This is a genomic window from Streptomyces sp. JLYT201, assembly GCF_059448825.1.
In genome coordinates this window covers 2,170,868-2,196,767 of sequence record NZ_CM182551.1, presented here as the reverse complement: position 1 = coordinate 2,196,767, position 25,900 = coordinate 2,170,868, and the positions used below count along the sequence as shown (strand labels likewise).

23 protein-coding genes are annotated in these 25,900 nt (G+C 75.0%); 9 read left to right on the top strand and 14 right to left on the bottom strand.

Features of this window, described 5'->3' with window-relative positions:
• Positions 1–9: 9 nt before the first annotated feature.
• Positions 10–822 carry a GNAT family N-acetyltransferase gene (locus AC5WAM_RS08585; RefSeq protein ID WP_495522186.1) on the bottom strand — a complete coding sequence of 271 codons (813 nt, stop codon included), beginning with the start codon at positions 820–822 and terminating at the stop codon, positions 10–12.
• Entirely contained in the window at positions 819–1,739 is a 921-nt protein-coding gene (locus tag AC5WAM_RS08580; RefSeq protein ID WP_366792237.1) for an NADP-dependent oxidoreductase, read from the bottom strand. Before AC5WAM_RS08580 ends, AC5WAM_RS08585 begins: the two co-directional genes overlap by 4 nt.
• Before the next feature lie 241 nt (positions 1,740–1,980).
• Here AC5WAM_RS08580 and AC5WAM_RS08575 point away from each other — a divergent pair, with 241 nt between their 5' ends.
• Together AC5WAM_RS08575 and AC5WAM_RS08570 are read left to right on the top strand one after the other, a co-directional pair.
• Complete coding sequence (locus AC5WAM_RS08575; RefSeq protein WP_495522185.1) at positions 1,981–4,038, top strand: phosphocholine-specific phospholipase C; 2,058 nt, start codon at positions 1,981–1,983, stop codon at positions 4,036–4,038.
• 188 nt (positions 4,039–4,226) lie between these two features.
• Complete coding sequence (locus AC5WAM_RS08570; RefSeq protein WP_495522184.1) at positions 4,227–5,117, top strand: LURP-one-related family protein; 891 nt, start codon at positions 4,227–4,229, stop codon at positions 5,115–5,117.
• 79 nt (positions 5,118–5,196) lie between these two features.
• On the opposite strand, the gene AC5WAM_RS08565 is transcribed toward AC5WAM_RS08570, so the two are convergent.
• Both AC5WAM_RS08565 and AC5WAM_RS08560 read right to left on the bottom strand, forming a co-directional pair.
• The gene (locus tag AC5WAM_RS08565) at positions 5,197–6,102 is read right to left on the bottom strand and encodes a DMT family transporter (RefSeq protein WP_495522183.1); all 906 of its coding nucleotides are present in this window, start codon (positions 6,100–6,102) and stop codon (positions 5,197–5,199) included.
• The gene (locus AC5WAM_RS08560) at positions 6,099–6,992 is read right to left on the bottom strand and encodes a phosphatase PAP2 family protein (protein WP_495522182.1); all 894 of its coding nucleotides are present in this window, start codon (positions 6,990–6,992) and stop codon (positions 6,099–6,101) included. The genes AC5WAM_RS08565 and AC5WAM_RS08560 overlap by 4 nt, the downstream gene beginning before the upstream one ends.
• Before the next feature lie 159 nt (positions 6,993–7,151).
• On the opposite strand from AC5WAM_RS08560, the gene AC5WAM_RS08555 reads away from it, so the two are divergent.
• Complete coding sequence (locus AC5WAM_RS08555; protein WP_138962695.1) at positions 7,152–7,793, top strand: TetR/AcrR family transcriptional regulator; 642 nt, start codon at positions 7,152–7,154, stop codon at positions 7,791–7,793.
• Positions 7,794–7,973: 180 nt separating this feature from the next.
• On the opposite strand, the gene AC5WAM_RS08550 is transcribed toward AC5WAM_RS08555, so the two are convergent.
• From AC5WAM_RS08550 to AC5WAM_RS08535, 4 genes are all read right to left on the bottom strand, one after another.
• Positions 7,974–8,972 carry a DUF2510 domain-containing protein gene (locus tag AC5WAM_RS08550; protein ID WP_495522181.1) on the bottom strand — a complete coding sequence of 333 codons (999 nt, stop codon included), beginning with the start codon at positions 8,970–8,972 and terminating at the stop codon, positions 7,974–7,976.
• A gap of 597 nt (positions 8,973–9,569) precedes the next feature.
• Positions 9,570–10,754, bottom strand: a complete 1,185-nt coding sequence (locus AC5WAM_RS08545; protein WP_495522180.1) for an anhydro-N-acetylmuramic acid kinase — start codon at positions 10,752–10,754, stop codon at positions 9,570–9,572.
• Between the two features lie 352 nt (positions 10,755–11,106).
• Entirely contained in the window at positions 11,107–12,105 is a 999-nt protein-coding gene (locus AC5WAM_RS08540; protein WP_495522179.1) for an acyl-CoA dehydrogenase family protein, read from the bottom strand.
• On the bottom strand, positions 12,105–13,322 hold the full coding sequence (locus tag AC5WAM_RS08535) for an acyl-CoA dehydrogenase family protein (RefSeq protein ID WP_366793369.1): 1,218 nt from the start codon (positions 13,320–13,322) through the stop codon (positions 12,105–12,107). The genes AC5WAM_RS08540 and AC5WAM_RS08535 overlap by 1 nt, the downstream gene beginning before the upstream one ends.
• Positions 13,323–13,429: 107 nt before the next feature.
• Between AC5WAM_RS08535 and AC5WAM_RS08530 the strand changes: the two genes are divergently transcribed.
• From AC5WAM_RS08530 to AC5WAM_RS08515, 4 genes are all read left to right on the top strand, one after another.
• Positions 13,430–14,212, top strand: coding sequence for an SDR family oxidoreductase (locus AC5WAM_RS08530; RefSeq protein ID WP_495522178.1), 783 nt, complete (start codon positions 13,430–13,432; stop codon positions 14,210–14,212).
• A gap of 15 nt (positions 14,213–14,227) precedes the next feature.
• Positions 14,228–14,887 carry a TetR/AcrR family transcriptional regulator gene (locus AC5WAM_RS08525; protein WP_366793367.1) on the top strand — a complete coding sequence of 220 codons (660 nt, stop codon included), beginning with the start codon at positions 14,228–14,230 and terminating at the stop codon, positions 14,885–14,887.
• A 45-nt stretch (positions 14,888–14,932) separates the two neighbouring features.
• Positions 14,933–16,090 (top strand): acetyl-CoA C-acetyltransferase, encoded by a 1,158-nt coding sequence (locus tag AC5WAM_RS08520; protein WP_495522177.1) that lies wholly within the window; start codon positions 14,933–14,935, stop codon positions 16,088–16,090.
• 192 nt (positions 16,091–16,282) lie between these two features.
• Complete coding sequence (locus AC5WAM_RS08515; RefSeq protein ID WP_366793365.1) at positions 16,283–18,928, top strand: ATP-binding protein; 2,646 nt, start codon at positions 16,283–16,285, stop codon at positions 18,926–18,928.
• A 182-nt stretch (positions 18,929–19,110) separates the two neighbouring features.
• Here AC5WAM_RS08515 and AC5WAM_RS08510 read toward each other — a convergent pair whose 3' ends face one another.
• Genes AC5WAM_RS08510 through AC5WAM_RS08495 form a run of 4 tightly spaced genes read right to left on the bottom strand, consistent with a single transcriptional unit; the run spans position 19,111 to position 22,725 of the window.
• On the bottom strand, positions 19,111–20,157 hold the full coding sequence (locus AC5WAM_RS08510; RefSeq protein ID WP_495523532.1) for an NAD(P)H-dependent flavin oxidoreductase: 1,047 nt from the start codon (positions 20,155–20,157) through the stop codon (positions 19,111–19,113).
• Between the two features lie 14 nt (positions 20,158–20,171).
• Positions 20,172–20,939 carry a CoA-transferase subunit beta gene (locus AC5WAM_RS08505; protein WP_366793364.1) on the bottom strand — a complete coding sequence of 256 codons (768 nt, stop codon included), beginning with the start codon at positions 20,937–20,939 and terminating at the stop codon, positions 20,172–20,174.
• Positions 20,936–21,928: a CoA transferase subunit A gene (locus tag AC5WAM_RS08500; RefSeq protein WP_495522176.1), complete on the bottom strand. Its 993-nt coding sequence runs from the start codon at positions 21,926–21,928 to the stop codon at positions 20,936–20,938. Before AC5WAM_RS08500 ends, AC5WAM_RS08505 begins: the two co-directional genes overlap by 4 nt.
• Positions 21,925–22,725, bottom strand: a complete 801-nt coding sequence (locus AC5WAM_RS08495) for an enoyl-CoA hydratase family protein (RefSeq protein WP_495522175.1) — start codon at positions 22,723–22,725, stop codon at positions 21,925–21,927. Before AC5WAM_RS08495 ends, AC5WAM_RS08500 begins: the two co-directional genes overlap by 4 nt.
• Positions 22,726–22,796: 71 nt before the next feature.
• On the opposite strand from AC5WAM_RS08495, the gene AC5WAM_RS08490 reads away from it, so the two are divergent.
• Together AC5WAM_RS08490 and AC5WAM_RS08485 are read left to right on the top strand one after the other, a co-directional pair.
• Positions 22,797–23,561, top strand: coding sequence for an SDR family oxidoreductase (locus AC5WAM_RS08490; protein WP_495522174.1), 765 nt, complete (start codon positions 22,797–22,799; stop codon positions 23,559–23,561).
• A gap of 56 nt (positions 23,562–23,617) precedes the next feature.
• Entirely contained in the window at positions 23,618–24,544 is a 927-nt protein-coding gene (locus tag AC5WAM_RS08485; RefSeq protein ID WP_495522173.1) for an SDR family oxidoreductase, read from the top strand.
• 28 nt (positions 24,545–24,572) lie between these two features.
• On the opposite strand, the gene pcaG is transcribed toward AC5WAM_RS08485, so the two are convergent.
• Complete coding sequence (gene pcaG, locus AC5WAM_RS08480; protein ID WP_495522172.1) at positions 24,573–25,139, bottom strand: protocatechuate 3,4-dioxygenase subunit alpha; 567 nt, start codon at positions 25,137–25,139, stop codon at positions 24,573–24,575.
• Positions 25,136–25,891 carry a protocatechuate 3,4-dioxygenase subunit beta gene (pcaH, locus tag AC5WAM_RS08475; RefSeq protein ID WP_366793358.1) on the bottom strand — a complete coding sequence of 252 codons (756 nt, stop codon included), beginning with the start codon at positions 25,889–25,891 and terminating at the stop codon, positions 25,136–25,138. Before pcaH ends, pcaG begins: the two co-directional genes overlap by 4 nt.
• Positions 25,892–25,900: the final 9 nt, after the last annotated feature.

Here is a 25,900-nt window from a genome sequence, read left to right as displayed (position 1 = left end):
CGGAAGTTATCAACCGGAACGGACGGTCGTCCTCCCATTTTCCGCCGCCGAGTCCGCAGCCGTGCCTGCCGCCGCAGCCACCGCCACCGTCGCCCGCAGCGGCGGCCGCGCCGCCCGGAACGCGAGGGAGCGCCGCAGCTCGAAGCCGAGGGCCTCGTACAGGCGGATCGCCCCGGTGTTCCGCGCCGAGGTGTGCAGGAAGGGCGTGTCACCGCGCTCCCGGATGCCGTGGGCGACGGCGCGCACGAGCCGCGCGGCGAGCCCGCGCCCCCGGTACGCCGGGTCGGTGCACACCGCGCTGATCTCGGTGAACCCCGGCGGCCGCAGCCGCTCGCCGGCCATCGCGACGAGCGCGCCCCCCTCCCGCAGGCCCAGATACGTGCCGAGTTCGACGGTGCGGGGCAGGAAGGGACCCGGCTGGGTGCGCGCGACGAGGTCGAGCATCTCGGGCACGTCGGCGGGCCCGAGCCGCACCGCGGCGGCGTCGGGCGCGGCCGCCACGCCCCCGTCGACGAGCTGCACGCCCGGCACGTCGAAGGTGAGCTCCCAGCCCGCGGGCACCCGCGCGCCGACGCCGGGCAGCGGCACCGACCCGTCGGCCCCGGCGAAGGCCGCCAGGTCAGCCCAGTCCGCCGCGTCCGGCTCGGCGGGGAGGCCGAGCCAGGGCGAGACGTCCACGGGGTAGCGCACCACGCGCCCGCGCCGCTCGGCGAACCGGGCGTGCGGGCCGGTCAGGGAGGCGAGCCCGGGGTTGTCCAGGGGGTGCGCGCCGCTGTCCCGGGGGTGCGCGCGGCTGTCCGGGGGGTGCGTTCCGCCCGTCACTGCCCGACCTCGATCACGACCTTGCCGCGCGCGTGCCCCGACTCGACGGACCGCAGGGCCTCGCCCGCCCGTGCGAGCGGGTACACCGCCGTGATGTGCGGACGCAGCACGTCCGCCGCGGCGAGCGCGGCCACCGCGTCCAGGACCTCGGCGGTGCGGGCCCGGGCGACGGGGGAGCCGCCCAGTTCGCCGACGATCCCCTTGCCGCCCGCGGTGATCAGCTTCGTGCGGTCCGCCACGAGCTCGGCGACGGTCCGCAGGTGCTCGCCGCCGACCAGGTCGAAGACGCCGTCGACGCCGTCCGGCGCCAGGGCCCGGATCCGCTCCACGAGGTCGGGCCCCGGCGCGACGTGGGTGACGCCGAGCGACTCGACGTACTCCTTCTTGCCGTCGCTCGCGGTGCCGATGACGCGCAGCCCCTCGTGGCGGGCGAGCCGCGCCACGAAGCCGCCGACCCCGCCGCCGACGCCCGTGACCAGGAGCGTGGCCCCGGCGGGCAGGGCGAGCTGGCGGACGCCGTCGTACGCGGTCGCGGCGGCCACGGGCAGGGCCGCCGCCTCGGCGAACGAAAGCCCCTGCGGCTTGTGCGCGGCGACCGCCACCGGAAGCAGCGTGTACTCGGCGTACCCGCCGGTCAGCGTGGACCCGAACACCGGGTCCCCGACGGCGAACCCGGTGACGTCCGGGCCCACCTCCGCCACGACGCCCGCCGCCTCGCTGCCCAGGACCTCCGGCAGTTCGGCGGGAGCCTGGCCCGGCCTGCGGTAGCCGCCGCGCAGCTTGTGGTCGACGGGGTTGACGCCCGCGGCCCGTACGGCCACGAGCAGTTGTCCCGGGCCCGGCCGTGGCGGCTCCCGGTCGATGAGGGCCTCCACCTCGGGTCCGCCGTGCCGGGTGTACACATACGCCTTGGCCATGCGCTCCTCGCTTCCTCCGCGAACGGGTCGGGCGGCGCCGGGCACCGTCGGGCACCGCACCAACGATCACAAGGCCGGGCCGCCGTGCGGGCATTCCCCGGCCGCGGAGTGTTCACGGGGCCGCAACGTTGGCCGTCCGGTCACGCGGGGGTCATCGCACCGCCCACCTCTTCCGTCAGCCTGACTCCCTTGGCACACTGCATCCGCCCACGCCCCCCACTTCACGTGAGGTCCCTTCCCCATGCCCGAACTCAACCGGCGCCGGTTCCTGCAGCTCGCCGGCGGCACCGCCGCGTTCTCCGCCCTCTCCGAGAGCATCGGCCGCGCCGCGTCCCTGCCCGCCCGGCGCCGCTCCGGCTCCATCGAGGACGTCGAGCACATCGTCGTCCTGATGCAGGAGAACCGTTCCTTCGACCACTACTTCGGCACCCTCAAGGGCGTGCGCGGCTTCGGCGACCCCCGCCCGGTGACGCTGCCCGGCGGCAAGCCGGTGTGGCACCAGAGGAGCGGCACCAAGGAGGTCCTCCCGTTCCACCCGGACGCGGACGACCTGGGCATGCAGTTCATCGCCGGGCTCGACCACGACTGGGCGGGCGGCCACCGGGCCTTCAACCACGGCGCGTACGACCAGTGGATCCCCGCCAAGTCCGAGCGGACCATGGCGTACCTCACGCGCGGGGACATCCCCTTCCACTACGCGCTCGCCGACGCCTTCACCATCTGCGACGCCTACCACTGCTCGTTCATGGGGGCCACCGACCCCAACCGCTACTACATGCTCACCGGACACGTGGGCAACGACGGCACCGGCGGCGGCCCCGTCCTCGGCAACCAGGAGGCGGGCTACGGCTGGACCACGTACGCCGAGCGCCTGGAGAAGGCCGGGATCTCCTGGAAGGTCTACCAGGACATCGGCGACGGCCTGGACGCGGCGGGCAAATGGGGCTGGATCCCCGACGCCTACCGCGGCAACTACGGCGACAACTCCCTGCTCTACTTCAACGCCTTCCGCGGCGCCAAGCCCGGCGACCCCCTCTACGACAAGGCCCGCACCGGCACCGACGTCAAGGCGGGCGACGGCTACTTCGACATCCTGAAGGCCGACGTCAAGGCGGACCGGCTGCCGCAGATCTCCTGGATCGCCGCCCCGGAGGCGTTCAGCGAACACCCCAACTGGCCCGTGAACTACGGCGCCTGGTACATCGCGCAGATCCTGGACGCGCTCACCGCCAACCCCGAGGTGTGGGCGAAGACCGCCCTGTTCCTCACGTACGACGAGAACGACGGGTACTTCGACCACGTCGTGCCGCCCTACGTCCCCTCCTCGGCGAACCAGGGCCTGTCCACCGTCGCCACCGCGCTCGACCACTTCCCCGGCAACGCCCAGTACGCCGCCGGGCACTACGGCCTCGGCCAGCGCGTGCCGATGGTCGTCGTCTCGCCGTGGAGCACCGGCGGGTTCGTCTGCTCACAGGTGTTCGACCACACGTCGATCATCCGCTTCATGGAGCGCCGCTTCGGCGTGCGCGAGCCCAACATCTCGCCGTGGCGCCGGGCCGTCTGCGGCGACCTGACCGCCGCCTTCGACTTCACGGGCAGGGACACCGCCCCGGCCGCGCTGCCCGACACCTCCGGCTACCGGCCGCCGGACCACGCGCGCCACCCCGACTACTTCCCCAAGGCGCCCGCGAGCCCGGCCCTGCCGAAGCAGGAGCCCGGCTCCCGGCGCACCCGCCCGCTGCCGTACGCGCCGCTCGTCGACGCCGCGGCCACGCCCGCCGACGGCAAGCTCCGGCTCACCTTCGGCGGCGGGGACGCGGCGGGCGTCTGCTTCCACGTCCGCTCCGGCAACCGCGGCGACGGGCCCTGGACGTACACCACCGAGGCCGGGAAGACGATCTCCGACGCCTGGAACTCGGCGTACTCGGGCGGCAGCCACGACCTGTCCGTCCACGGCCCCAACGGGTTCCTGCGCACCTTCAGGGGCCCCGGCAAGAAGGCGGGCCCCGAGGTCACAGCCCGCCACGACCGCGCCACCGGCAACATCCGGCTGACCTTCACCAACGCCGGGCCCGTGACCTGCGCCCTCACGGTGACGAACGCCTACGGAGGCCGCAAGGACACCGTCCGGGTCGCGCCCGGGGCGACCGTCCACCACACGGTCGACCTGCGCGCCGGCAAGCGCTGGTACGACCTGACGGTGCTCGCCGACACCGACCCCGGCTTCCTGCGCCGCCTCGCAGGCCACGTGGAGACCGGCACCCCCGGCATCAGCGACCCGGGCCTCACGACGGCCTGATCCCCGAGCGATCCACCGCTGTCGCGCCGACCGTTCTTCCCCTCACCCGCCCTGCCCGGGGGCGGGTGGGGACGGTGGCGGTGCGTGAAGCTGACGGGGAGTTGTGCGTGGAGGTGCTGCTCGCGGCGTTCCGCTGAGCGGAACGCGGGGCTGGCGGAGCCCATAGGGGAGCGGGGTAGTGTGCCCGGGTGACAACGCAATCGAACACTCCTGCAGGCTGGTACCCGGATCCCCAGGGCGCCTCCCAGCTGCTCCGCTGGTGGGACGGCGCGCAGTGGACCGACCACACCACGGCGGCCCAGCAGGGCACGCCCGGCCAGCAGGTCCCCTCCCAGGCGGGACCGGCGGCCCCCGCCCAGGCCGTCGCCGAGCAGGCGCCCTTCGCCGCGCCGCAGCAGGCGGCCCCGGCGGCCGACCCGGCGAAGGTCCAGCGCCAGGTCCAGCAGCAGGCGGGCATCACGCCGACCGCGCAGGGCGGCGGCACCCTGTTCACCGAGCCGGTCCTGGTGGTGAACCAGAAGGCCAAGCTCATCGAGCTGACCAACGAGTACAAGGTCATGGACCAGGCGGGCAACCAGCTCGGCTCGGTCACCCAGGTCGACCAGAGCGCGCTCAAGAAGGTCGCCCGCTTCGTCTCCAGCCTCGACCAGTTCATGACGCACACGCTGGAGATCCGCGACGTCCACGGCCAGCCGCAGCTGCGCCTGACCCGCCCCCGCAAGTTCATGAAGTCGCGGGTCGTCGTGGAGCGCCCGGACGGCCAGCAGGTCGGCGAGATCGTCCAGCAGAACGTCTTCGGGAAGATCAACTTCGCGATGATGGCCAACGGCCAGCAGGTCGGCGCCATCAAGGCGGAGAACTGGCGCGCCTGGAACTTCTCGATCGTCGACCACACCGACAACGAGGTGGCCCGGATCACCAAGACCTGGGAAGGCCTCGCCAAGACGATGTTCACGACGGCGGACAACTACGTCCTCCAGATCCACTTCCAGCTCCCGGAACCGCTCCTGAGCCTGGTGGTGGCGACGGCCCTGACCGTCGACACGGCCCTCAAGCAGGACTCGCGCGGCCTCGGCTGACGCGCACCGTCCACGGACACACGGAAGCGGCCGCACTCCCCTGGAGGGAGCGCGGCCGCTTCCGTGCGTACCGGAGGAGTTAGCCGCGACGGACGGACAGCGCCTCCGCGGGCTCCGGCTGGCCCGGGATCGACGGCAGCGACCCGGCGACGGGCGCGGGGGACCGTGGCGACCGGGTCAAGAGCACCACCCCGTACGCGGCGAGCGCCGCGCCCGCCGCCGCGAGGACGACCCCGCCCGCGCCGCCCCGCAGCCGCTCGCCGAGCAGCGCGACGCCGATCGCGGACGCGGCCACCGGATTGGCCAGCGTGACCACGGCGAGCGGCGCGCCCAGGCCGCCCCGGTAGGCCGTCTGCGACAGGAAGAGACCGCCCACGGCGAACGCCGCGACGAGCAGCGCCACGACCACCACCCGCGCGCTGAACAGCGGCCCGGAGGTGTCGGTCGCCGCGACCGTCACGGTCTGCGTGAGCGCGGAGGCGACCCCCGAGGCGAAGCCGGACGCTGTCGCGTGCCGCAGCCCGGAGCGGGCGCCGCGCCGGGAGAGCATCCCGATGACGGCGGCCGTCACCGCGGCGACCGTCACGGCCTCCGGCAGGGTCAGGGTGTCGTCGGGCGCCGGGCCCGAAGCGGTGAGCAGCAGCGCGCCCAGGCCGATCAGGGTGAGCCCCGTGCCGCGCCACTCCAGGCGGGTGACGCGCCGCCCGGCCAGGCGCGCCCCCAGCGGCACGGCGGCGACCAGGGTGAGCGCACCGAGCGGCTGCACCAGCGTGAGGGGCCCGTACTTCAGGGCCGCGACGTGCAGCAGCGCGGCGGACGCGTTGAGTCCGACGGACGCCCACCACGCCCCGCTGCCGAGCAGCCGGAGCACCCGGGGCCCGCTGTCCGTGAGGCGCGCGGCCAGGCGCTCCTGGGCCACGGCCGCGGCGGCGTACGCGACGGCCGACACCAGAGAGAGCGCGACGGCCAGCAGGGTGGCGCTCACCGCCCGGCTCCGGAGCCGGCGGGAACGGGAACGGGGACGGGGACCGGATCGGGGGCGGGGGCCGGTGCGGGCACGGAGCGGCGGACCACCCGTGAACGCGCCGGGCGCGGCGGCCGGACGACGGCCAGCGCGATCCCAAGCAGCGCGGCGGCCGCGAGCGCGTCGAGCCAGTAGTGGTTGGCGGTCCCGACGATCACCAGGAGCGTGACGAGCGGGTGCAGCAGCCACAGCCAGCGCCAGCGGGAGCCGGTCGCCACGATCAGGCCGATCGCCAGCATCAGGGCCCAGCCGAAGTGCAGCGACGGCATGGCCGCGAACTGGTTGGCCATGGTGTCGGCCGCGGGCTTCGCCGCGTACACGGAAGGGCCGTACACCTGCGCGGTGTCCACGAGGTGGGCCGCGGGCAGCAGCCGGGGCGGCGCGAGCGGGAAGCCGAGGTGCAGCGCGAGCGCGGCGGCGGTGAGCACGGCGAGGACGCGCCGCGCCCACACGTAGTGCCGGGGCCGGCGCAGATACAGCCACACCAGGAAGAGCAGCGTCGCCGGGAAGTGCACGGCCGCGTAGTAGGTGTTCGCCACCTGTACGAGGCCGTCGCCGTGCAGCAGCGCGTCCTGGACGAGGCCCTCGCCGGGCAGCCGCAGGGTCCGCTCGGCGTCCCAGACGCGGTGCGCGTTGCGGAGCGCCTCGCCGGTGTGGCCGTTCGCGAGCTGCCTGCCGAACTTGTAGACGAGGAAGAGCCCCACGACGAGGAGGAGCTCGCGGACGAGGGGCGGCCGGGCGGCGGTGCGCCCGGCCGCCGCGACCGGCGGTGCGGCGGCTGCCCCCGGCGGCCCCGGGGGTATCCCGGGCTCCCCTGCGGCGGCCTCGGTGCGGGATTCGCGGGCTTCCATGCCCCGGCCCCTTTACGTGACGACTGGGTGGTGCGGTGATGTGGGCACCCCTGAACGCACACATCGATACGCCAGTGTACCGATACGGAGGCGTACCGGTACACTGGCGTATCGATAAGGTGGCCACGGCGGGCCGCCCCCACCGAGGAGTGAAGAGCCATGACGTCGCGGGAACCGGTACGGGAGCACGGGTGCGGCCAGGCGTCCGCCTCGCGCCGCTCCAAGCTCACGCCCGAGCGCGAGCAGGAGTTCTACGACGCCGTCCTGGAGCAGCTCCGCGAGTGCGGCTACGAGGCCGTGACCATGGAGGGCGTCGCCGCCGCCACCCGGTGCAGCAAGTCCACGCTCTACCGCCAGTGGAAGACGAAGCCCCAGTTCGTGGCCGCCGCGCTGCGCGCCAACCGCTGTGTGCGGTTCGCGGGCATCGACACCGGCTCGGTCGCCGGTGACCTGCGGGAGGCGGCGCGCTCGGCCGCGGCCTGGAGCGAGCGCGACACGATGCTGGTGCAGGCGCTCAGCCACGCCGTCCAGCAGGACGAGGACCTCCAGCGGGCGCTGCGCGAGGCGCTCGTGGAGCCGGAGGTGCAGGCGATCGACGCCATCGTCCGGCGGGGCGTCGACCGCGGCGAGCTGCCCGCGGACCATCCGGCGACGGAGTTCGTGGCCGCGCAGCTCTTCGGCGTGCTGCGGGTGCGCCCGATGCTGGAGGGCAAGAACGCGGACGCGGAGTATCTGACGCGGTTCGTGGACGCGGTGCTGCTGCCCGTCCTCGGACTCGCGGGCGGCGCCGCCGCCGACTGAAGCGTGGGCCCGGGGCCGGAGGATGACCGGACCGGGGCCCGCCCGCGCCGCACCGTGGGGACGGGGGCGGCGCGCCACCACCGCCGGGCGGGCCGATCGTGATCGGCCCGCCCGGCGGTGGTTCCGGCCACCGGCGCGCCCGCGAGGGCTTGCGCCGTCGGTCCCTCGGCGGGGCGGTTCCTACCGCTCCCGGCCGCTCGCGGGGGCCTGGACCTGCTGTCCGTCGCCGCCCCCGCCGCCGCGGGCCTTCTTGATGCCCTTGGTGATCTCGTCCATGGACGACAGGGGCGGTGCGTCGTCGTGGATGTCGATGCCGAAGCGGACGAGGACCATCGTCATCCCGTCGGCCGGGGACTTGAACGCGAGCGACTGGACGTAGCCGTCGGGGCCCTTGCGCGCGTCGACCTTCCAGCGGACCAGATAGCCCTTCTGCCCGGCCACCGTGACCGCCTTCGAGGCGAGCTGGTCGTGCGACTTCGGGGCGCCGCCGTAGATCGCGCCGCCGTAGGACTCCGCGGCGTTCTTCTTGATGTCGGCCTTGGCGGCGGCCTCCGGCGTCGACGCGGTTATCTTCATGCGGACCGCGGGCGAGGAGAAGGCGCCGCCGCGCACGCACTGCTTGGCGGAGTCGCCGGGGCAGGGGTACTTGCCGGTCGTCACGCCCGCGCCGACGCCGCTGGACTGGCCCTCCCAGCCGTCGGGGACGGGCATGCTGATGCCGCTCGCGCCGTCGGTGGCGTACCCCTCCTCGGTCCGGGGGCCTTCGGACGGTCCGGACGGTCCTGGCGACGGCGACTCCTCGGGCCCCTCGCTCTTGCCGTCGTCCTTCGGGCCGGGCTTCGAGGACGCCGACGGGGCCGGGGCCTTGGCGCCGTCCTTGTCGTCGTCGCCGTCGGCGGTCAGCGCGTAGATCCCGCCTCCGATGCCCGCGAGCACCGCGAGGGCGACGACCACGCCTATCGCCGTACGTACGCGGCGCCGGGGCGGGCCCGGCGGCTGCTGGGGGTAGCCGGGGGCCGGCGGGCCGGGGACGGAGTAGCCGGGGGTGGGGAAGCCGCCCCCGCCCGGCGCACGGACGTGATCCGTCCACGTGTTCCCGTCCCACCACCGCTCGGACGGCGGGGCGCCAGGGGTCTGCCCGGGGTCCGGATACCAGCCGGGAGGAGTCGCGTGCGTCATGGGCGTCAGCGTATGGGCCCCGCCTGAAAGCCCGATGAGAGGGGGTCCACCGGATCAGGCCAACTCCGGCCGGGCGACGGGGATTCGCCCCTGTCGCACGCATATGCCCGGGCCGGGCGGGAGACGGTGGCCGGAGTGCTTCCCTTTGGCGGCGCGGTGCTTGGCGGTGCCGTGCCGTGCGAGGCGGTGGCCGGGGCTACCGGGCCGGTGTGCGAGCGGCTGCCGCCGGTCCCTGTCCGCTACGGGCCGCTGCCCGCTGCCGGTCTCCGCCCCTGCGCGTCGCCGCGCTTGCCGCGTGCCTCCGTCCGTCGCGCGTTGCTGTCCTTCGCCGGTCTCCGCCACGGTGCGGTGGCTGGGTTCCCGGGGATGTGGTGCGAGCGCCCGTTGCGGGTGCCCGGCCGCCAGGGGGCCCTGCCCGCTGCCGGTCTCCGCCCCTGCGCGTCGCCGCGCCTGCCGCGTGCCTCTGTCCGTCGCGGGTTGCTGCCCGGCGCCGGGCTCGGCCGCGGTGCGGCAGGCGGGGCTCTGGGCGATGGCGTACGAGGGGCCGCCGCAGGTCTCTGCCCACCGCCCGGCCCCGGCCCGCGCGTGCCCGGCCGCTCAGTGCGCGTGTCCGTTCACCACGAGCCGTGTGGGTGCGCCCGCCTCCGTGGGGGTCGGCAGGCGGAAGCCCGCGCGGCCCGGGGTGAGGGAGCCGAGCACGCTCGGGTGTCGGGCTCCGGTGCTCGCCGCCACCGTGCCGGGCAGGCCGTGGGCCGTCAGGAAGCCCAGGACGGCGAAGGCGTACGCCTCCTTGGCCGCCGAGGGGAGACCGAGGTCGTCGGAGCCGCGGACCGGCACGGCCGTGCCCAGCTCGGACCGCAGCATCGCCATGAGCGTGGGGTTGCGGACCCCGCCGCCGGAGGCGATGACCTCCGTGGCCCCGGTCGTGCGCACCGCGTCGGCGACCGTCACGGCCGTGAGCCGCGTCAGCGTCGCCACCACGTCCTCGGCGCCCAGCGGTCCGAGGCCCGCCAGGGCCTCGCGCAGATACGCCGGATGGAACAGCTCCTTGCCCGTCGTCTTGGGCGCGGGCAGCGCGTAGTACGGCTCGGCGAGCAGCCGGGCGAGCAGGCCTTCGTGCACGGTGCCGCGCGCGGCCAGCTCCCCGTCCCTGTCGAACGGCAGATGGGCCGCGCGGCCCTGCGGCGTGAGCTCCCGCACCGCCGCGTCGATCAGCGCGTTGGCCGGGCCCGTGTCGAAGGCGGTGCCGTCGGGGGCGGTGATGTTGGCGATGCCGCCCAGGTTCAGTGCCACGGGCGTGCCCGGCCTGCCGCGCAGCCACATCTGGTCGACCAGGCTCACCAGGGGAGCGCCCTGGCCGCCCGCGGCCACGTCGCGCGGGCGGAAGTCCGCGACCACGCAGAGCCCCGTGGCCTCCGCGATCCACGCGGGCTGCCCGATCTGCAGGGTGCCGCGCACCTGGCCGTCCGCCACCCAGTGGTAGACGGTCTGGCCGTGCGAGGCCACCAACTCGGCGCGGCCGTCGCACAGTTCCCGGTCCGCCTCCACGGCCGCCGCGGCGAAGGCCTGCCCGATGAGCGTGTCGAGGCGGCAGACGTCGGCCAGGCTGGTGGTCGCCGGGGGCAGGGCGGTGGCCAGGGCCGAGCGGAGCGCGTCGTCGTAGCCGCGGCTGATGAGGCCCAGGGGGGTCATGACGAGGCGGTCGCCGTCGAGGGTGAGGTCGACGGCGCCGGCGTCGATGGCGTCGTAGGAGGTGCCGGACATCAGGCCGATCACACGCACGCGAAGTCTCCTCTTTCCGGTTCGGCCAGCCCGTGCGCCGGGCCCGGGTCCCTCCCACTATGCCCGCACCTCACCGGGCCCCATCCAGCCGCCCTGGCCCGCCAGGCTCAATTCCCCCCACTCACCCGCCCTTTCCGCCCGCCTCTGTGCCCGCGCACAACCTCAGGGCAGCCATGCCTTCCCTGACCGCCCGCCCGTTCCGCGGCGCCGCCGCGACCGCCCCGCCGCGGCGCCGACGCACGCGTCCCGCGTCGCCGGACCGGCTTGAATTCCCCCGCGCGTCAGGGACCGCCCCGCGCCGCCGCGTGCCCCCTTTCGCCGCGCCGGTGCGCCTGTCGGAGGCCGCGAGGGGTCAGGGCGGCGGGGGCACCACCCGGGCGCGCCACTGGCCCGGGCCTCCCCAGGCGCCCCGCAGGGCGCGGGCCTTGAGGAGCCAGAGGGATATGTCGTACTCGGCGGTGTACCCGATGGCGCCGTGCAGTTGGAGCGCGGCCCGCGCCGAGCGGTACGCGGACTCGGCCGCGCAGACCTTGGCGGCGGCCACGTCCCCCCAGGCCTCCTCCGCGCCGAGCGACACCGCCGCGCCGAACACCAGGGGCCGCGCGAACTCGAGCCCCACGAGCACCTCCGCGAGGCGGTGCTTGACGGCCTGGAAGGACCCGACCGGCACCCCGAACTGCGTCCGCTGCCGCACATGCGCCACCGTGCGGTCGAGCAGCGCCTGCCCCACACCGAGGCACTGCGCCGCGGTGGTGAGCGCCGCCCAGCGCAGGGCCCACCGCGCCGCCGCCACCACCGCGGGCCCGGACGCGAGCACCTCCCCGCCGGGCAGCGGCCGCGCGAGCCGCCGCGCCGGGTCGAGGGAGGCCCGCACGCGCGCGTGGCCGGGGGCGAGCCGCAGCCGCCCGGCGTCGACGGCCAGGACGAGACCGGCGGCGTCCGCGTCGAGGACGTACGGCCCGGTGTCGGCGAGGGCGAGGGTCGCCCGCGCCTCGCCCGTCACCAGGGGTGGCAGCAGCCGCTTCGCGGGCCCCGGCACGCCCAGCTCGGCGAGGCGGGAAAGGAGCGCGGCCGCGGCCACGGTCTCGACCAGCGGCCCGGGGACGGCGTGCCGCCCCAGCTCCACGAAGGCGACGGCGGTGTCGACGGGCAACTGCCCCACGCCCTCGAACTCCTCGGCCGCCGCGAGGGCGAACACCCCCGCGTCCGCGAGGCGTCGCCACACCGCAGCCCCGGGCGCGTGGTCCCCCGCGGCCCAGGCCCTTGCCACCGCCGGGGTGTCCGCGGCCTTCAGCACGCCGTCAAGCGTCCGGGCGAACGCCCGCTGCTCGTCGTCCAGAAGGAACCTCATCAGCGCCGCCCCTTGGGGAGGCCGAGCAGGCGCTCGGCGATGATGTCGCGCTGGATCTCGTTCGTCCCCGCGTAGATGGGGCCGGCGAGGGAGAAGACGTACCCCTCCGTCCAGGGCGCGGGGTCCGGGGCGGCCGGATCCGCGGCGGCTGGGTCCGGGGCGGCCGGGTCGGAGCCGGGGGGCTCGCCGGTGTCCGTCAACTCCCCGTCCGCGCCGAGGAGGTCGAGGGCCGCCTCGTGCACCGCGATGTCGTACTCCGACCAGAAGACCTTGTTCAGGCTGGAGTGGGCGCCGAGCTTCTCGCCCGCTTCCGCCCGCGCGGCGTGGGCCCAGGTGAAGAGCTGGTACGCGCGGGCGCCGATGACCGCGTCCGCCACCCGGTCGCGCAGCGCGGTGTCGGCGGGGTCGCCGTGGGCGTGCCAGAGCCGGACGAGGCGGTCGGCGGTGGCGAGGAAGCGGCCGGGGGAGCGCAGGGCCAGACCGCGCTCGTCGCCGGTGGCCGCCATGGCGATGCGCCAGCCGTCGCCGGGGGCGCCGATCACGTCCTCTTCGGGGATGAACACGTCGTCCAGGAAGACCTCGGCGAAGGCGGGCTTGCCGTCGAGGCGGCCGATGGGGCGGATGGTGACGCCGGGCGCGTCGAGCGGGAACATGACGTAGGTGAGCCCCTGGTGCGGCCGCTCCGCGCGCGGGTCGCTGCGGAACAGGCCGAAGGCACGGTCGGCGAACGCGGCCCGCGACGACCACGTCTTCTGCCCGCTCAGGCGCCAGCCGCCGGGCGCGGGCCGGGCCGTGGAGCGCAGCGCCGCGAGGTCCGACCCGGCCTCCGGCTCCGACCAGGCCTGGGCCCAGATGACCTCGCCGCGCGCCATCGGCGGCAGGACCCGGGCGCGCTGCTGAGGGGTGCCGTGGTCGAAGAGGGTGGGGGCCAGGAGGCTGATGCCGTTCTGCGAGACGCGGCCGGGGGCGCCCGCCGCGTAGTACTCCTCCTCGAAGAGGAGCCACTTGACGAGGTCGGCCCCCTGCCCGCCGAACTCCTCGGGCCAGGACACCACCGACCAGCGGCCCGCCGCCAGCGTGCCCTCCCAGGCGCGGTGGGCGGCGAAGCCCTCCGCGGTCTCCAGGGACGGCAGCGGAGCGCGGGGGACGTGCGCGGCGAGCCAGGCGCGGGCCCGCAGTCTGAACTCCTCTTCCTCCGGGGTGAAGTCGAGGTCCATCGCCCTGCTCCCGTCTCTGGCCCACCCGTCCGCTCTTCCCTAACAAGTGTTTGGTAGATTATCGTGGGAGCGGTCAGCCGTCGAGCACTCGATCGGGGGAATCGCCCATGGCAGCGCCGCCGTACGTGCCGGGGCACGGTCTGCTCACCGGCCGCTCCGCCGTCGTCACCGCGGCGGCCGGCGCGGGCATCGGCGCGGCCACCGCACGCCGCTTCCTGGAGGAGGGGGCCCGCGTCGTCATCGGCGACGCGCACGCCCGCCGCACCGAGGAGGCGACGGCCGCGCTCGCGGACGAGTTCGGCCCCGACCGCGTCGACGGCGTCCGCTGCGACGTGACCGACGAGTCCGACGTGACCGCCCTCCTCGACCTCGCCGAGCGGCGCCACGGAGCCCTGGACATCGTGGTGAACAACGCGGGCCTGGGGGGCACCGCCACCCTCACGGACATGACCGACGACATGTGGCACAAGGTCGTCGACACCACACTGACCGGCACGTTCCGCTGCATCCGTGCCACCCTGCGCCGCCTGCGCGCCACCGGCACGGGCGGCGTCGTGGTGAACAACGCATCGGTGCTCGGCTGGCGCGCCCAGGAGGGCCAGGCGCACTACGCCGCGGCCAAGGCGGGCGTCATGGCCCTCACCCGCTGCGCGGCCCTGGAAGCCGCCCCGCACGGCATCCGGGTCAACGCGGTCGCGCCGAGCCTCGCCCTGCACCCCCACCTCGCCAAGGTCACCACCGCCGACGTGCTCGACGAGCTCACCGCGCGCGAGGCCTTCGGGCGGGCCGCCGAGCCCTGGGAGATAGCCAACGTCATCGTCTTCCTCGCCAGCGGCTACTCCTCGTACATGACGGGCGAGACGGTCTCCGTCAGCAGCCAGCACCCCTAGGCGGAGAATGAGCCCGTGCCGACCCAGAAACAGCCGACCAAGAGCCCCGTCGCGTCCCCCGCGGCCCGCAAGCCGAAGAAGCCCCCGGTGCCGCCCTCGCCCGAGCGCCGCGCCGAACTCCTCGGCATCGCCGCGGAGGTCTTCGCCGAGCAGGGGTACAACGCCACGACCGTCCGCAAGATCGCGGACGCCGCGGGCATGCTCGCGGGCAGCCTCTACTACCACTTCGACTCCAAGGAGTCGATGCTCGAAGAGATCCTGCGGACGTTCCTGACGGAGCTGTGGGACGGGTACGACGCGGTCCTGGCCGCGCCGCTCGGCCCGCGCGAGACCCTGGAGGCCCTCGTCACCGAGTCCTTCCGGGAGATCGACCGGCACCGCGCGGCCGTCGCGATCTACCAGAAGGAGTCCCGCCACCTGGTCACCCAGACCCGCTTCGAGTACCTCCTGGAGTCCCAGCGGCGCTTCGAGAAGACCTGGCTCACCACGCTCGAACGGGGCGTCGCCGACGGCGCCTTCCGCGCCGACCTGGACGTCCGCCTCACCTACCGGTTCGTGCGCGACACCGTCTGGGTCGCCGCGTCCTGGTACCGGCCGGGCGGCGGCCACAGCCCCGAGGAGATCGCCCGCCAGTACCTGTCGATGGTCCTGGACGGCATCGCCGTCCGCGCCTAGCCCCGCGCCGCCGCGCGGCGCCCGTCACGCGAGGAGTACGCAGCCATGGCCGAGGCCTTCATCGTCGAGGCGGTCCGCACGCCCGTCGGCAAGCGCGGCGGCGGCCTCGCCGCCGCGCACCCCGCCGACCTCGGCGCCCATGTGCTCACCGCGCTCATGGAGCGCAGCGGCGTCGACCCCGCCGCCGTCGACGACGTCGTCTTCGGTTGTCTCGACGCGGTCGGGCCGCAGGCCGGGGACATCGCCCGCACCAGCTGGCTCGCGGCCGGGCTCCCCGAGGAGGTGCCCGGAGTGACCGTCGACCGGCAGTGCGGATCGTCCCAGCAGGCCCTGCACTTCGCCGCGCAGGCCGTCCTCTCCGGCACCCAGGACCTCGTCGTCGCGGGCGGCACGCAGAACATGTCGATGATCCCCATCGCCTTCGCCTCCCGGCAGGCGGCCGAGCCCCTCGGGCTCACCGAGGGCCCCTTCGCGGGCAGCGAGGGCTGGCGCGCCCGCTACGGGAACCGGCCCGTCAACCAGTTCCACGGCGCCCAGCTGATCGCCGACAAGTGGGGCATATCCCGCAGGGACATGGAGGAGTTCGCGCTCCGCTCCCACCGGCGCGCCCTGCGCGCCCTCGACGAAGGCCGCTTCGACCGCGAGACCGCGGCCTATGGAGACGTCGTCGCCGACGAGGGCCCGCGCCGCGACACGACCCCGGAGAAGATGGCGGCCCTCGCCCCCGTCATGGAGGGCGGCAGCATCACCGCCGCCTGCTCCTCCCAGGTCTCCGACGGGGCCGCCGCCCTGCTCATCGCCGGTGAACGGGCGGTGCGGGACCACGGGTTGACCCCCCGCGCCCGCGTCCACCACCTCTCCGTGCGCGGCGAGGACCCGATCCGCATGCTCTCCGCCCCCATTCCGGCCACCGCGCACGCCCTGAAGAAGACCGGCATGACGCTCGACGCCATCGATCTCGTCGAGATCAACGAGGCGTTCGCACCCGTCGTGCTCGCCTGGCTGCGGGAGACCGGCGCCGACCCGGAGAGGGTCAACGTCAACGGCGGTGCCATCGCCCTGGGTCACCCCCTCGGTGCCACCGGTGCCCGCCTGATGACGACGCTCCTGCACGAACTGGAGCGCACCGGCGGCCGGTTCGGCCTCCAGACGATGTGCGAAGGAGGTGGCCAGGCCAACGTCACCGTCATCGAACGGCTGTGACCGCGCGGCCCGCCGACGCGCGCCGTCCCGGGTGCCGCCCCGGCGCGCCGCACCCGTACCCGGCAGGTGGCCTGGCATATGACCGTCTGTCACCCGTGCGGGAGGAGCTGGCCGGACCTCGCTCCGCGGCGGCCCCGGCCCGGCTAGTCTCAAGTTCTGTACGTCGATTGAGCGACCCCGGGAGGTAGCGCGATGACGCAGGGACGGCCCGGAGGTGGCACCTGGGCCCCGCTGTGGGAGCGCGACGAGGAAATCGGCGCGGCCGAGCGGGCCGTGTCCGGACTGTGCTCGGACATGACGACCGAGGGCGGCCTGCTCGTCTTCAGCGGTGAAGCCGGACTCGGCAAGACCGCGCTCATGGCCGAAGTCCGTCGCATCGCCCACGGCCGGGCCACCGTATGGGCGGCACGCGGCGGCCCGACCCTCAAAACCGTGCCCTTCAACGTCGTACGACAGCTCCTCCAGCCCGCCCTCGTGGCCCTCACCCCCGACGAGGCCCGTGAGTACCTCGGCGACTGGTACGAGATCGCGGGCCCCGCCCTCGGCATAGCCGAGCCCGGTGGCGGCAGGCCCGAGCCGCAAGCCGTGTGCGACGGCCTGATCGCGGTGGTCTCCCGCCTCGCCCATCTCCACTGGCCGCTGGTGCTGCTCGTCGACGACGCGCACTGGGCGGACCAGGAGACGCTGCACTGGCTCGCCGCGTTCGCCGAGCGCCTGGACGACCTGCCGGTGCTCGTCGTGGTCGCCTACCGCCCCGGCGAGGCCGAGGGCGACAGCGTCCACCACCTCGCGCGCATCGGCGCCGCCGCCCGCCCGGCGACCCAGCTGCGCAAGCTCACCCCGGACGCCACGGCCGGGCTCACCCGCGCCACGCTCGGCGAGCACGCGGACGGCCCGTTCTGCCGCGAGGTCTGGGCCGTCACCGACGGCAACCCGTACGAGTCCGTGGAGCTCCTCGCCAAGGTGCAGGACTGCGAGCTCGAACCGGTGGAGAGCTCGGCCGCCGAACTGCGCGCCCTGAACCGCTCCGCCCGCGGCCGCGGCCTCGTCGCCCGCCTCGAAGAGCTCGGCACCGACGTCACCCGCTTTGCCTGGGCCGCCGCCATCCTCGGCTCCGCGATCTCCGTCGACCTCGCCGCGTCCCTCGCCGGACTGCGCAGGGACACGGCCGAGCGGTGCGCCGAGCGGCTGCGCACCGCCCGGATCGTGACCGGTGGCGAAGAGGGCCTGGAGTTCGTGCACCCGCTGATCGCCCACGCCGTGTACCACTCCATCCCGCCTGCCACCCGCACCGCGATGCACGGCCAGGCCGCCTGGGCGGTCACCCGCTCCGGGCGCGGCGCCGCAGCGGCCTCCCGGCACCTGCTCGAAGTCATCCCGGACGACGATCCCGAGCTCGTCGAGCAGCTGCGCGAGGCCGCCACCGAGCACCTCGCGGTCGGCGCGCCCGACGCCGCCCGGCGCTGTCTGGAGCGGGCCCTGCGCGAGCCGCCCCGGCCCGACGTACACGCCCGCGTGCTCTACGAACTCGGCTGCGCCACCCTGCTCACCTCGCCCGTCACCACCATCGGGCATCTGCGCGAGGCCCTGTCGATGAGCGGCCTGAGCCAGGAGCTGCGCGTCGACGCCGTGTGCCGCCTCTCGCAGGCCCTCGTGCACAACGACCAGCTCGGCGACGGCCTGCGCGCCATCACCGAGGAGGCCGCGCGGCTGCCCGCGGGCACCGACCGGCTCCGCCTCCAGGCCGTGCACTTCATGTGGGAGGGCATCCACGCGGGCGAGGAGGACGCACCGGGGCGCTCGCGCAGGCTCGCCGCCCTCGCCGGACCCCTCGCCGGGCGCGACAACGCCGAGCGCGCCCTGCTCATCCTGCGCGCCTTCGACGCGATGACCCGCGGTGAGAACGCCGAAGAGGTCGTCGAGCTCTGCGACCGCGCCCTCGTCAACGGCCGCCTCGCACCCGGGCTCGGCTGGACCGACGCCGAGTGGAGCTTCGAACTGCGCCTGATGCTCGGCGGTTCGTACGCCTTCGCCGACCGGCTCGACCGCGCCGAGAGCCTGTTCACCGAGGCCGTCAAGGCGTACGAGACGGCGGGCTGGAGCGGCGGCCACCTCGCCCTCGCGCATGCCTTCCTCGGCTATGTGTACCGCAGGCGCGGGCGGCTCAGGGACGCCGAGAAGTCGCTGCGCGAGAGCCTGCGGCTCGCCGACCGCGTGGGCCAGGGCGGGCTCCCGATGCACTGGGAGGCGGCCAGCATGCTCATCGACACGCTGCTCGCTCGCGGCCACGCCGAGCAGGCCAGCGCGGTGGCCGACCGCTACGGCTTCGCGCCGCCCAACGCCTCCACGATCTACGTCCCCGACGCGATGTCCGTCCGCGGCAGGCTCCTGCTCGCCCTCGGCCGCCGCGAGGAGGGCCTCAACGAACTGGAGGCCACCGCCAAGGCGCTGACCGCGCGCGGCCAGTACAACACGGTGCTCGCGCCGTGGGCGTACGACCTGGCGCGGGCCCTGGCCGACGAGGACCCGCGGCGCGCCGCCGACCTGGTCGCCGACGCGCGCGTGCAGGCCGAGCGGTTCGGCACGGACACGGCGATCGGCGAGGCGCTCCGGTGCGAGGCCGCGCTGGCGTCGGGACCGCGCTCCGTGGCGCTCTACGCGAAGGCCGTGGCGTATCTGGAGGCCTCGCCCTGCGCGTACGAACACGCGGTCGCGCGCGTGGAGTACGGGGTCGCCTCGGGCAGCGTGGCGGAGCTGGAGCACGGGCTCGCGCTGGCGCGCAGCTGTGGGGCCGACGGGCTGGCCGACAAGGCCGAGCGGTTCCTCGCGACGGTCTAGCGTTTCGCGGGGCCGGGGCCGGGGCCGGGGCCGGGTCTGGGTCTGGGTTCGGGTTCGGGGTCGGGGCCGATCGCCCTCCGGCCTCGTCCGCGAACGCCGGACGGACGTGACGGACGCGACGGGCTTGACGGATGTGACGGGCGTGACGGTCTGGAATCCGCCCCTGCCGTACGGCACGGCGGCTAAGGCCCTTCCAGGCGCTTCAGCGTCTCCTCGGCCTCCCCCATGATTCTCCCGATCAGCTCCTCGCAGGTCGGGACGTCGTCCAGGACGCCCGCCACCTGGCCCGCGGCCATGACGCCGCGGTCCGGGTCGCCGTCCACCATGGCCGACTTGAGGAGCATGGGGGTGTTCGCGGCGAGCAGGGCTTGGGGCCAGGTCAGTCGCTTGGCGCGCTTCAGGGCCCGGCCGTCGCGGGCCAGGGCGGGCCAGCTCAGGCCCGACATCCGGCGGAACGCCGCCGCGTGGCGCAGCGCGCGCAGCAGGGTCACGGTGCGGCCGGAGCGCTCCAGGGACGTCACCAGGTCCGTGCGGAGCATCCGGTGCGGGAGGCCGTCCACGCGCGAGGTCAGCGTGACGTCCCTGACCGTGGCCGCCAGATAGCGGGCCTTCACGGCGTCCGGGACGGGGGACTCCGCCGTGAGGAGGAAGCGGGTGCCCATGGCCACGCCCGCCGCGCCGAAGGCCAGGGCGGCGACCAGGCCCCGGCCGTCGTGGAAGCCGCCCGCCGCCACGACGGGGATGTCGACGGCGTCCACGACCTGCGGCAGGAGCACGGTCGTGGCCACGTCACCGGTGTGCCCGCCGCCCTCGCCGCCCTGGACGACGACCGCGTCCGCGCCCCACGCCGCCACCTTCTCGGCGTGTCTGCGGGCGCCCACGGACGGCATCACGACGACTCCGGCCGCCTTCAGCTCCCCGATGAGGGCCTCGGACGGGGCCAGGGCGAAGGACGCGACCCGTACGCCCTCGGCGATGAGGAGCCGGACGCGGTCGCGCGCGTCGGCCGCGTCCGCACGGAGGTTCACGCCGAACGGGGCGGACGTGCGGGACCTCACCTCCCGTATCGCCGAACGCAGTTGATCCAGGGACATCGTGGCGGAGGCCAGGACGCCGAGCGCGCCCGCGTCCGCCGCCGCCGTGACCAGCCGGGGGCCCGCGACCCAGCCCATGCCGGTCTGCACGATCGGGTACCGGACGCCGACGAGCCGCGTCAGCGGTGTCTCCAGGAGCGGCGCCGCCGTCATGGGCGGACCTCGCGCTCGCGCAGCCGCCCGGGGTCCAGGACGTCGCGGATCAGCCGCAGTTCGGCCGGTGCGGGCTCACGGGTGCGGGGCGGCTCGTCGGGGACGGGCAGCGCGAAGGACGTCGCCTCGCGGACCTCCGCCGCCGGCACGCCCGGGTGGACGGACACCAGGCGCATCGAGCGGTCGGGCGTGGCGAAGTCGAACACGCCCAGGTTCGACACGACGCGGCGCAGGTCGTGGTAGCGGGTCGCGGAAGGGCCCGCCGCGGCGGCGCGGTCGTGGCCGACGCCGCTGACCATGTCGACCTTCTCGACGAACACGCGCCGCGCGTGCTTCGGTATCCAGTAACTGACCGGGTTGTTCAGCGTGTTCACGGGGGCTCCGCGGACTCCGAGGAGCTGCCGGGTGGGGCGGTGCCAGTCGCCGACACAGGAGATGTTCTGGTTGCCGAAGCGGTCGATCTGGCTCGCGCCCATCATCACGTGCCGCCGCCCGCCCATCACCATCGTCAGATGGCGGCGGAACGGCAGCCAGCCCTCCGTCACCGCCGAGCGCTCCCCGAGCGCGGGCACGTCCCCGATGAGCAGGGCCTCGCCGTCCGTGAGCAGCAGGTCCGGGGCGAACGTCAGCTTCGCGAGCCGGGCCGCGAGCGTGGGGACGGTGCCCATGGGCGCGGCCAGGACCTCGCCGTCGCCGCGCCACGCCTCGGCGCAGGCGATCACGCAGTACTCGGCGCGGGTGACGGCGGTCGTGGTGTGCGTCATGGCTGCTCCTTGTGCCAGGTCCGGACGGCCTGTCGGTAGTCCTCCTCGTCGCCGGACAGGAAGCGGTCGTGGAACTCCGCCCAGGCGTCGGGGGCGGCCGCCGCCGTGGCGTACGCCTGCTGGAAGGGCTCGTCACGGCCGTAGTCCGGCACGCACGAGGTGAAGTGCGCGCCCCCTGGGGTCTCGGTCACGCCCGTCACGCTGTGCCGCGAGACGAGCAGGGTCTGGGGTGCCGCCTGATGCGCCGGCCCGGGGGAGGCAGCCGTCAGCCCCGGGGAGGCAGCGGAGGCGCCGGAGGCGGGGGAGGCCGTGGCGGGGGCCGGAGCGGCGCCGTCCGCAGGCGCACCGAAGTCGACCAGGCGCTCGCACGACACGTACGCCGCGTCGGCCGCCTCGCAGAACAGGTCGTCGACGTACGGATCGGGGCCCAGATACTGGCCGTTGCCCAGGCGGTCCGCGCGGTTCAGGTGCACCAGGGCCGCGTCCAGGCGCAGGGCCGGGACGGCGACGAGCTCCTCCCCGTCCTCGTACGGCGACGTGACCGTGCGCAGCTTGGGGTTGACCCGCAGGACGTCCGAGCCGAGACCCGCGCGCACGGGCAGGAACGGCAGGCGCTGGGCGGCGGCGGTGAGCCCTTGCAGGAACATCGCCTCGTCCAGCTCGACCAGGTCGAGGCCGCCCCGCTCGCGGGCCGCCCGGAAGTGCGGCTCCAAGGGGATCGAGTCGAGCGTCACGAAGGCAGTGACCAGCTTGCGGACCTTCCCCGCGGCGAGGAGCAGGCCGACGTCCGGGCCGCCGTACGCCACGACGGTCAGGTCCGTGACGTCCGAGCGCAGCAGGGCGCGGACCAGCGCCATCGGCTTGCGGCGCGAGCCCCAGCCGCCGATGCCGAGCGTCATCCCGCTCTCCAGGCGCCGCACGACGTCCTCGGGCGTCATGGTCTTGTCCCGGCCGCGCCGGGCCTGAGGGGTGTCCGCTGGATCGCTCATGCCGTGTCCTCCCCGGCCGGTACGGAACTCTCGGACGGCGCGGCGGGCGCGCCGAAGCCGTCGCCGACGCTGCCGTCGCGGACGCGGGCGGCCACGCCGCTCAGGCTCGCCTCGAAGGTGAAGCCCTGCTCGAAGCGGTAGCTGCGGCGCACGTCCACCGGGTCGATGCCGTTGATCGCGGCCTTGGCCAGGCGCAGCAGCGTGCCGTCCTTGCGGGCGATCTCGCGCGCGAGGGCGAGGGCCGCCGCGCGCAGGTCGGCGCGCGGCACGACCCGCCACACCGAGCCGTGCGCGTGCAGCTCGGCCGCGGTGGCCGTGCGCGAGGTGTAGAACAGCGCGCGCATCAGGTGCTGGGGGACCAGACGGGCCAGGTGCGTGGCGGCGCCGAGCGCGCCGCGGTCCAGCTCCGGGAGGCCGAACGTGGCGTCGTCGCTCGCCACGATCGCGTCCGCGTTGCCCACGAGGCCGATGCCGCCGCCCAGGCAGAAGCCCTGGACGGCCGCGACGACCGGGACCGCGCAGTCGTACACCGCCGCGAAGGCCTCCGCGCAGCCGCGGTTGACGCCGAGCAGCGCGCCGTGGCCGGGGTCGCGGCGCAGCTCCTTGATGTCCACGCCCGCGTTGAACCCCCGGCCCTCGGCGGCGAGCAGCACGCAGCGCACCTCGGGGTCGCGGCCCGCGGCGCGCACCGCGTCCGCCAGGGCGAACCACCCGTGCACCGGAAGGGCGTTGACCGGTGCGTAGTCGACGGTGACGACGGCCACGCCCTCCTCGGGGGGCGAAGTGGAGACAGGCATCAGAGGATCCGCTACCTTTCAACCAGCGCCTTCAACCAAACATTTGTTAGTTGCTCAGGAAGGTAGCAGCGATGACTGACAATCGACAGGTGGTCGTGGTCACCGGCGGCACCCGCGGCGTCGGGGCCGGGATCGCCCGTGGCTTCCTGGCCGCCGGCGCGCACGTCGTCATCTGCGCCCGCAAGCCGCCCGAGCGGCCGGTCGAAGTGCCCGGCGCCACCGCGGAGTTCCGCCCGGCGGACCTGCGGGACGCCGAGGCGGCGCACGCCCTGATCACCGGGGTCGCCGCCGACCACGGACGGCTCGACGTCCTGGTGAACAACGCGGGCGGCACACCCTTCGGCCTCCTCGCCGGGACCACCGCCGCCCGGCAGACGAAGATCGTCCAGCTCAATCTGCTCGCGCCGCTGTACGCCTCCCTCGCCGCCCACGAGGTGATGAGCCGTCAGGGGACCGGCGGCGCCGTCATCATGATCGGCAGCGTCAGCGGCACCCGCCCCTCGCCCGGCTCGGGGGCCTACGGCGCCGCCAAGGCGGGCCTGGCGAACCTGGCCCGCACCATGGCCGTCGAATGGGCCCCGCACGTGCGCGTGAACACCGTGGTGCTCGGCCTGGTCCGCACCGAGAGCACCCATCTGCACTACGGCGACGAGGAGGGGGTCGCCGCGGTGGCCCGCACGATCCCGCTCGGCCGCCTCGCCGACCCCGCGGACGCCGCCGACGCCTGCGTGTTCCTCGCCTCCGCCGCCGCGCGGTACATCAGCGGTGCGGCCCTCCAGGTGGACGGCGGCGGCGAGCGGCCCGCGTTCCTGGACGCCGCGACGGTGAACCACTGACCCCCGTGCCGCCCGCCCGGCGCGCCGAACACCCCGCCCGTACGAAGGAGTTCCGTATGACCGCAGCCGTCGATTCCGGGATCTGCGCGGGCCGCGTCGTGATCGTCACGGGCGCGGGCCGGGGCCTCGGCCGGGCGCACGCGCACGCGTACGCGGCCGAGGGCGCGCGGGTCGTCGTCAACGACCTCGGGGCGGGCCTCGACGGCTCCGGCGTCTCCGGAGGCCCCGCGCAGGACGTCGTCGAGGAGATCCGCGCGGCGGGCGGCGACGCCGTCGCGCACTGCGGCGACATCGCGACACCCGAGGGCGCCGCATCGCTCGTCCAAGCCGCCCTGGAGACCTACGGCCGCCTGGACACCCTCGTGAACAATGCGGGCTTCCTGCGCGACCGCATGCTGGTCAACCTCGACGAGGACGACTGGGACGCCGTGCTCCGCGTGCACCTCAAGGGGCACTTCCTGCCCCTGAAGCACGCGGGCGCGCACTGGCGTGCCGAGGCCAAGGCCGGGCGCGCCCCACACGCGTGCGTGGTCAACACCAGCTCCGGAGCGGGCCTCCTCGGCAGCGTGGGGCAGGGCAACTACAGCGCGGCCAAGGCGGGCGTCCTCGGCCTCACGCTGGTCGCCGCCGCCGAACTCGCGGCCTACGGAGTGCGCGTGAACGCCCTCGCGCCCGCCGCCCGCACCCGCATGACCCAGCAGACCTTCGCCGACACCATGGCCGCCCCCCAGGAGGGCGCCTTCGACGCCATGGCCCCGGAGAACGTGTCCCCGCTGGTCGTCTGGCTCGGCTCCACCGCGTCGGCCGGGGTCACGGGCCGCGTCTTCGAGGCCGAGGGCGGCCGCATCACGGTCATGGAGGGCTGGCGGCCAGGACCCAGCGCCGACAAGGGCGCCCGCTGGAGCCCGGCCGAGGCGGGCGAGGCGGCCCTGAAGCTGCTCTCCCGCGCCGAGCCGCCGCAGCCGGTGTACGGGGCGCGCTGACCGCGCGCCCGCCGCCCGGCCGACGCGGTCACCCGAACGACAGGAACACCGTCTCGTCGTCCCCTTGGAGGTGGATGTCGAACCGGTACGTGCCGTGCGGGCCCGGGCGCGCGAGCAGCGTCGCGCGCCGGTCGGGGGCCAGCGAGCGGAGCAGGGCGTCGTCCGGGTCGTCCGTCAGGTACGCGCGCGTGTACAGATGGTCCAGGAGCCCGCGCGCGAACACCGCCAGGCAGACGTACGGGACGCCGCCCGGCCTGAGGGTGCGTACCGCCCAGTGCCCGTCCGGGTCCGTCGGCACCCGGCCGAAGCCCGTGAACGTGACGCCGTCGCGCCCCCGCGGCACCCTGCTGACCGCATCCTGGCGCAGCGACCCTGGAGCGCCCGCGCGCGAGCCGTCCGGAGCGGCCTGCCACGTTTCCACGAGGCCGTCGTCCACGGGCACGCCCTTGCCGTCGTACACGTATCCGTGGAGCGTGACGGCGTCCGGACGGCCCGTGGGCGCGATCTCGCCGCCGCGCGGGAACGGCAGCGCGTAGCCGTGGAAAGGGCCGATGGTCTGCGAGGGCGTCGGCGCGTGCGGCGGCACGGGGCTCATGCGGCACCGTCCTCGAAGCGAGTGGCGGACGGGCCGTCCAGGACGATGTCCCAGCGGTAGCCGAGCGCCCACTCCGGCACCGTCAGACCGTGGTCGTACGCGGCCACCAGACGGGCCCGCGCCGCCTCGTCGGGGATCGACAGGAAGACGGGGTCGTAGGCGAGCAGCGGATCGGCAGGGAAGTACATCTGTGTCACCAGGCGCTGCGCGAACGCCCTGCCGAACAGCGAGAAGTGCAGATGGGCGGGGCGCCAGGCGTTGTCGTGGTTGCGCCAGGGGTAGGCGCCGGGCCGGATCGTGGTGAAGGAGTACGCGCCGTCGTCGTCGGTCAGACAGCGGCCGAAGCCGGTGAAGTTCGGGTCGAGCGGCGCCGCGTGCCGATCGCGCCGGTGGACGTATCTGCCGGACGCGTTGGCCTGCCACATCTCGACCAACTGGCCTCGCAGCGGACGTCCGTGACGGTCTGTCAGGCGACCTGAGACGACGATGCGCTCGCCCAGGGGTTCGCCCGTGTGCTGGCGGGTCAGATCGCGCTCGAAGTCGGTGACGTCCGCGACGCCGAAGACCGGCCCGGACAGCTCCACGGCCTCCGGGTCGCGGACGGGCACGGCGGAGTGGCGGGGATGGCGCAGCAGGGCCCCGCGGTAGGGCGGGACGCCGTGGGGCGTGCCGGGCAGCGGGGGCGCGGCGGCGCCCGGCCCGGCGCCCCTCCGGCGGGCGCTCAGGTCCTCGTACGGGGGATGGGGGGTCATGGCGGCTGC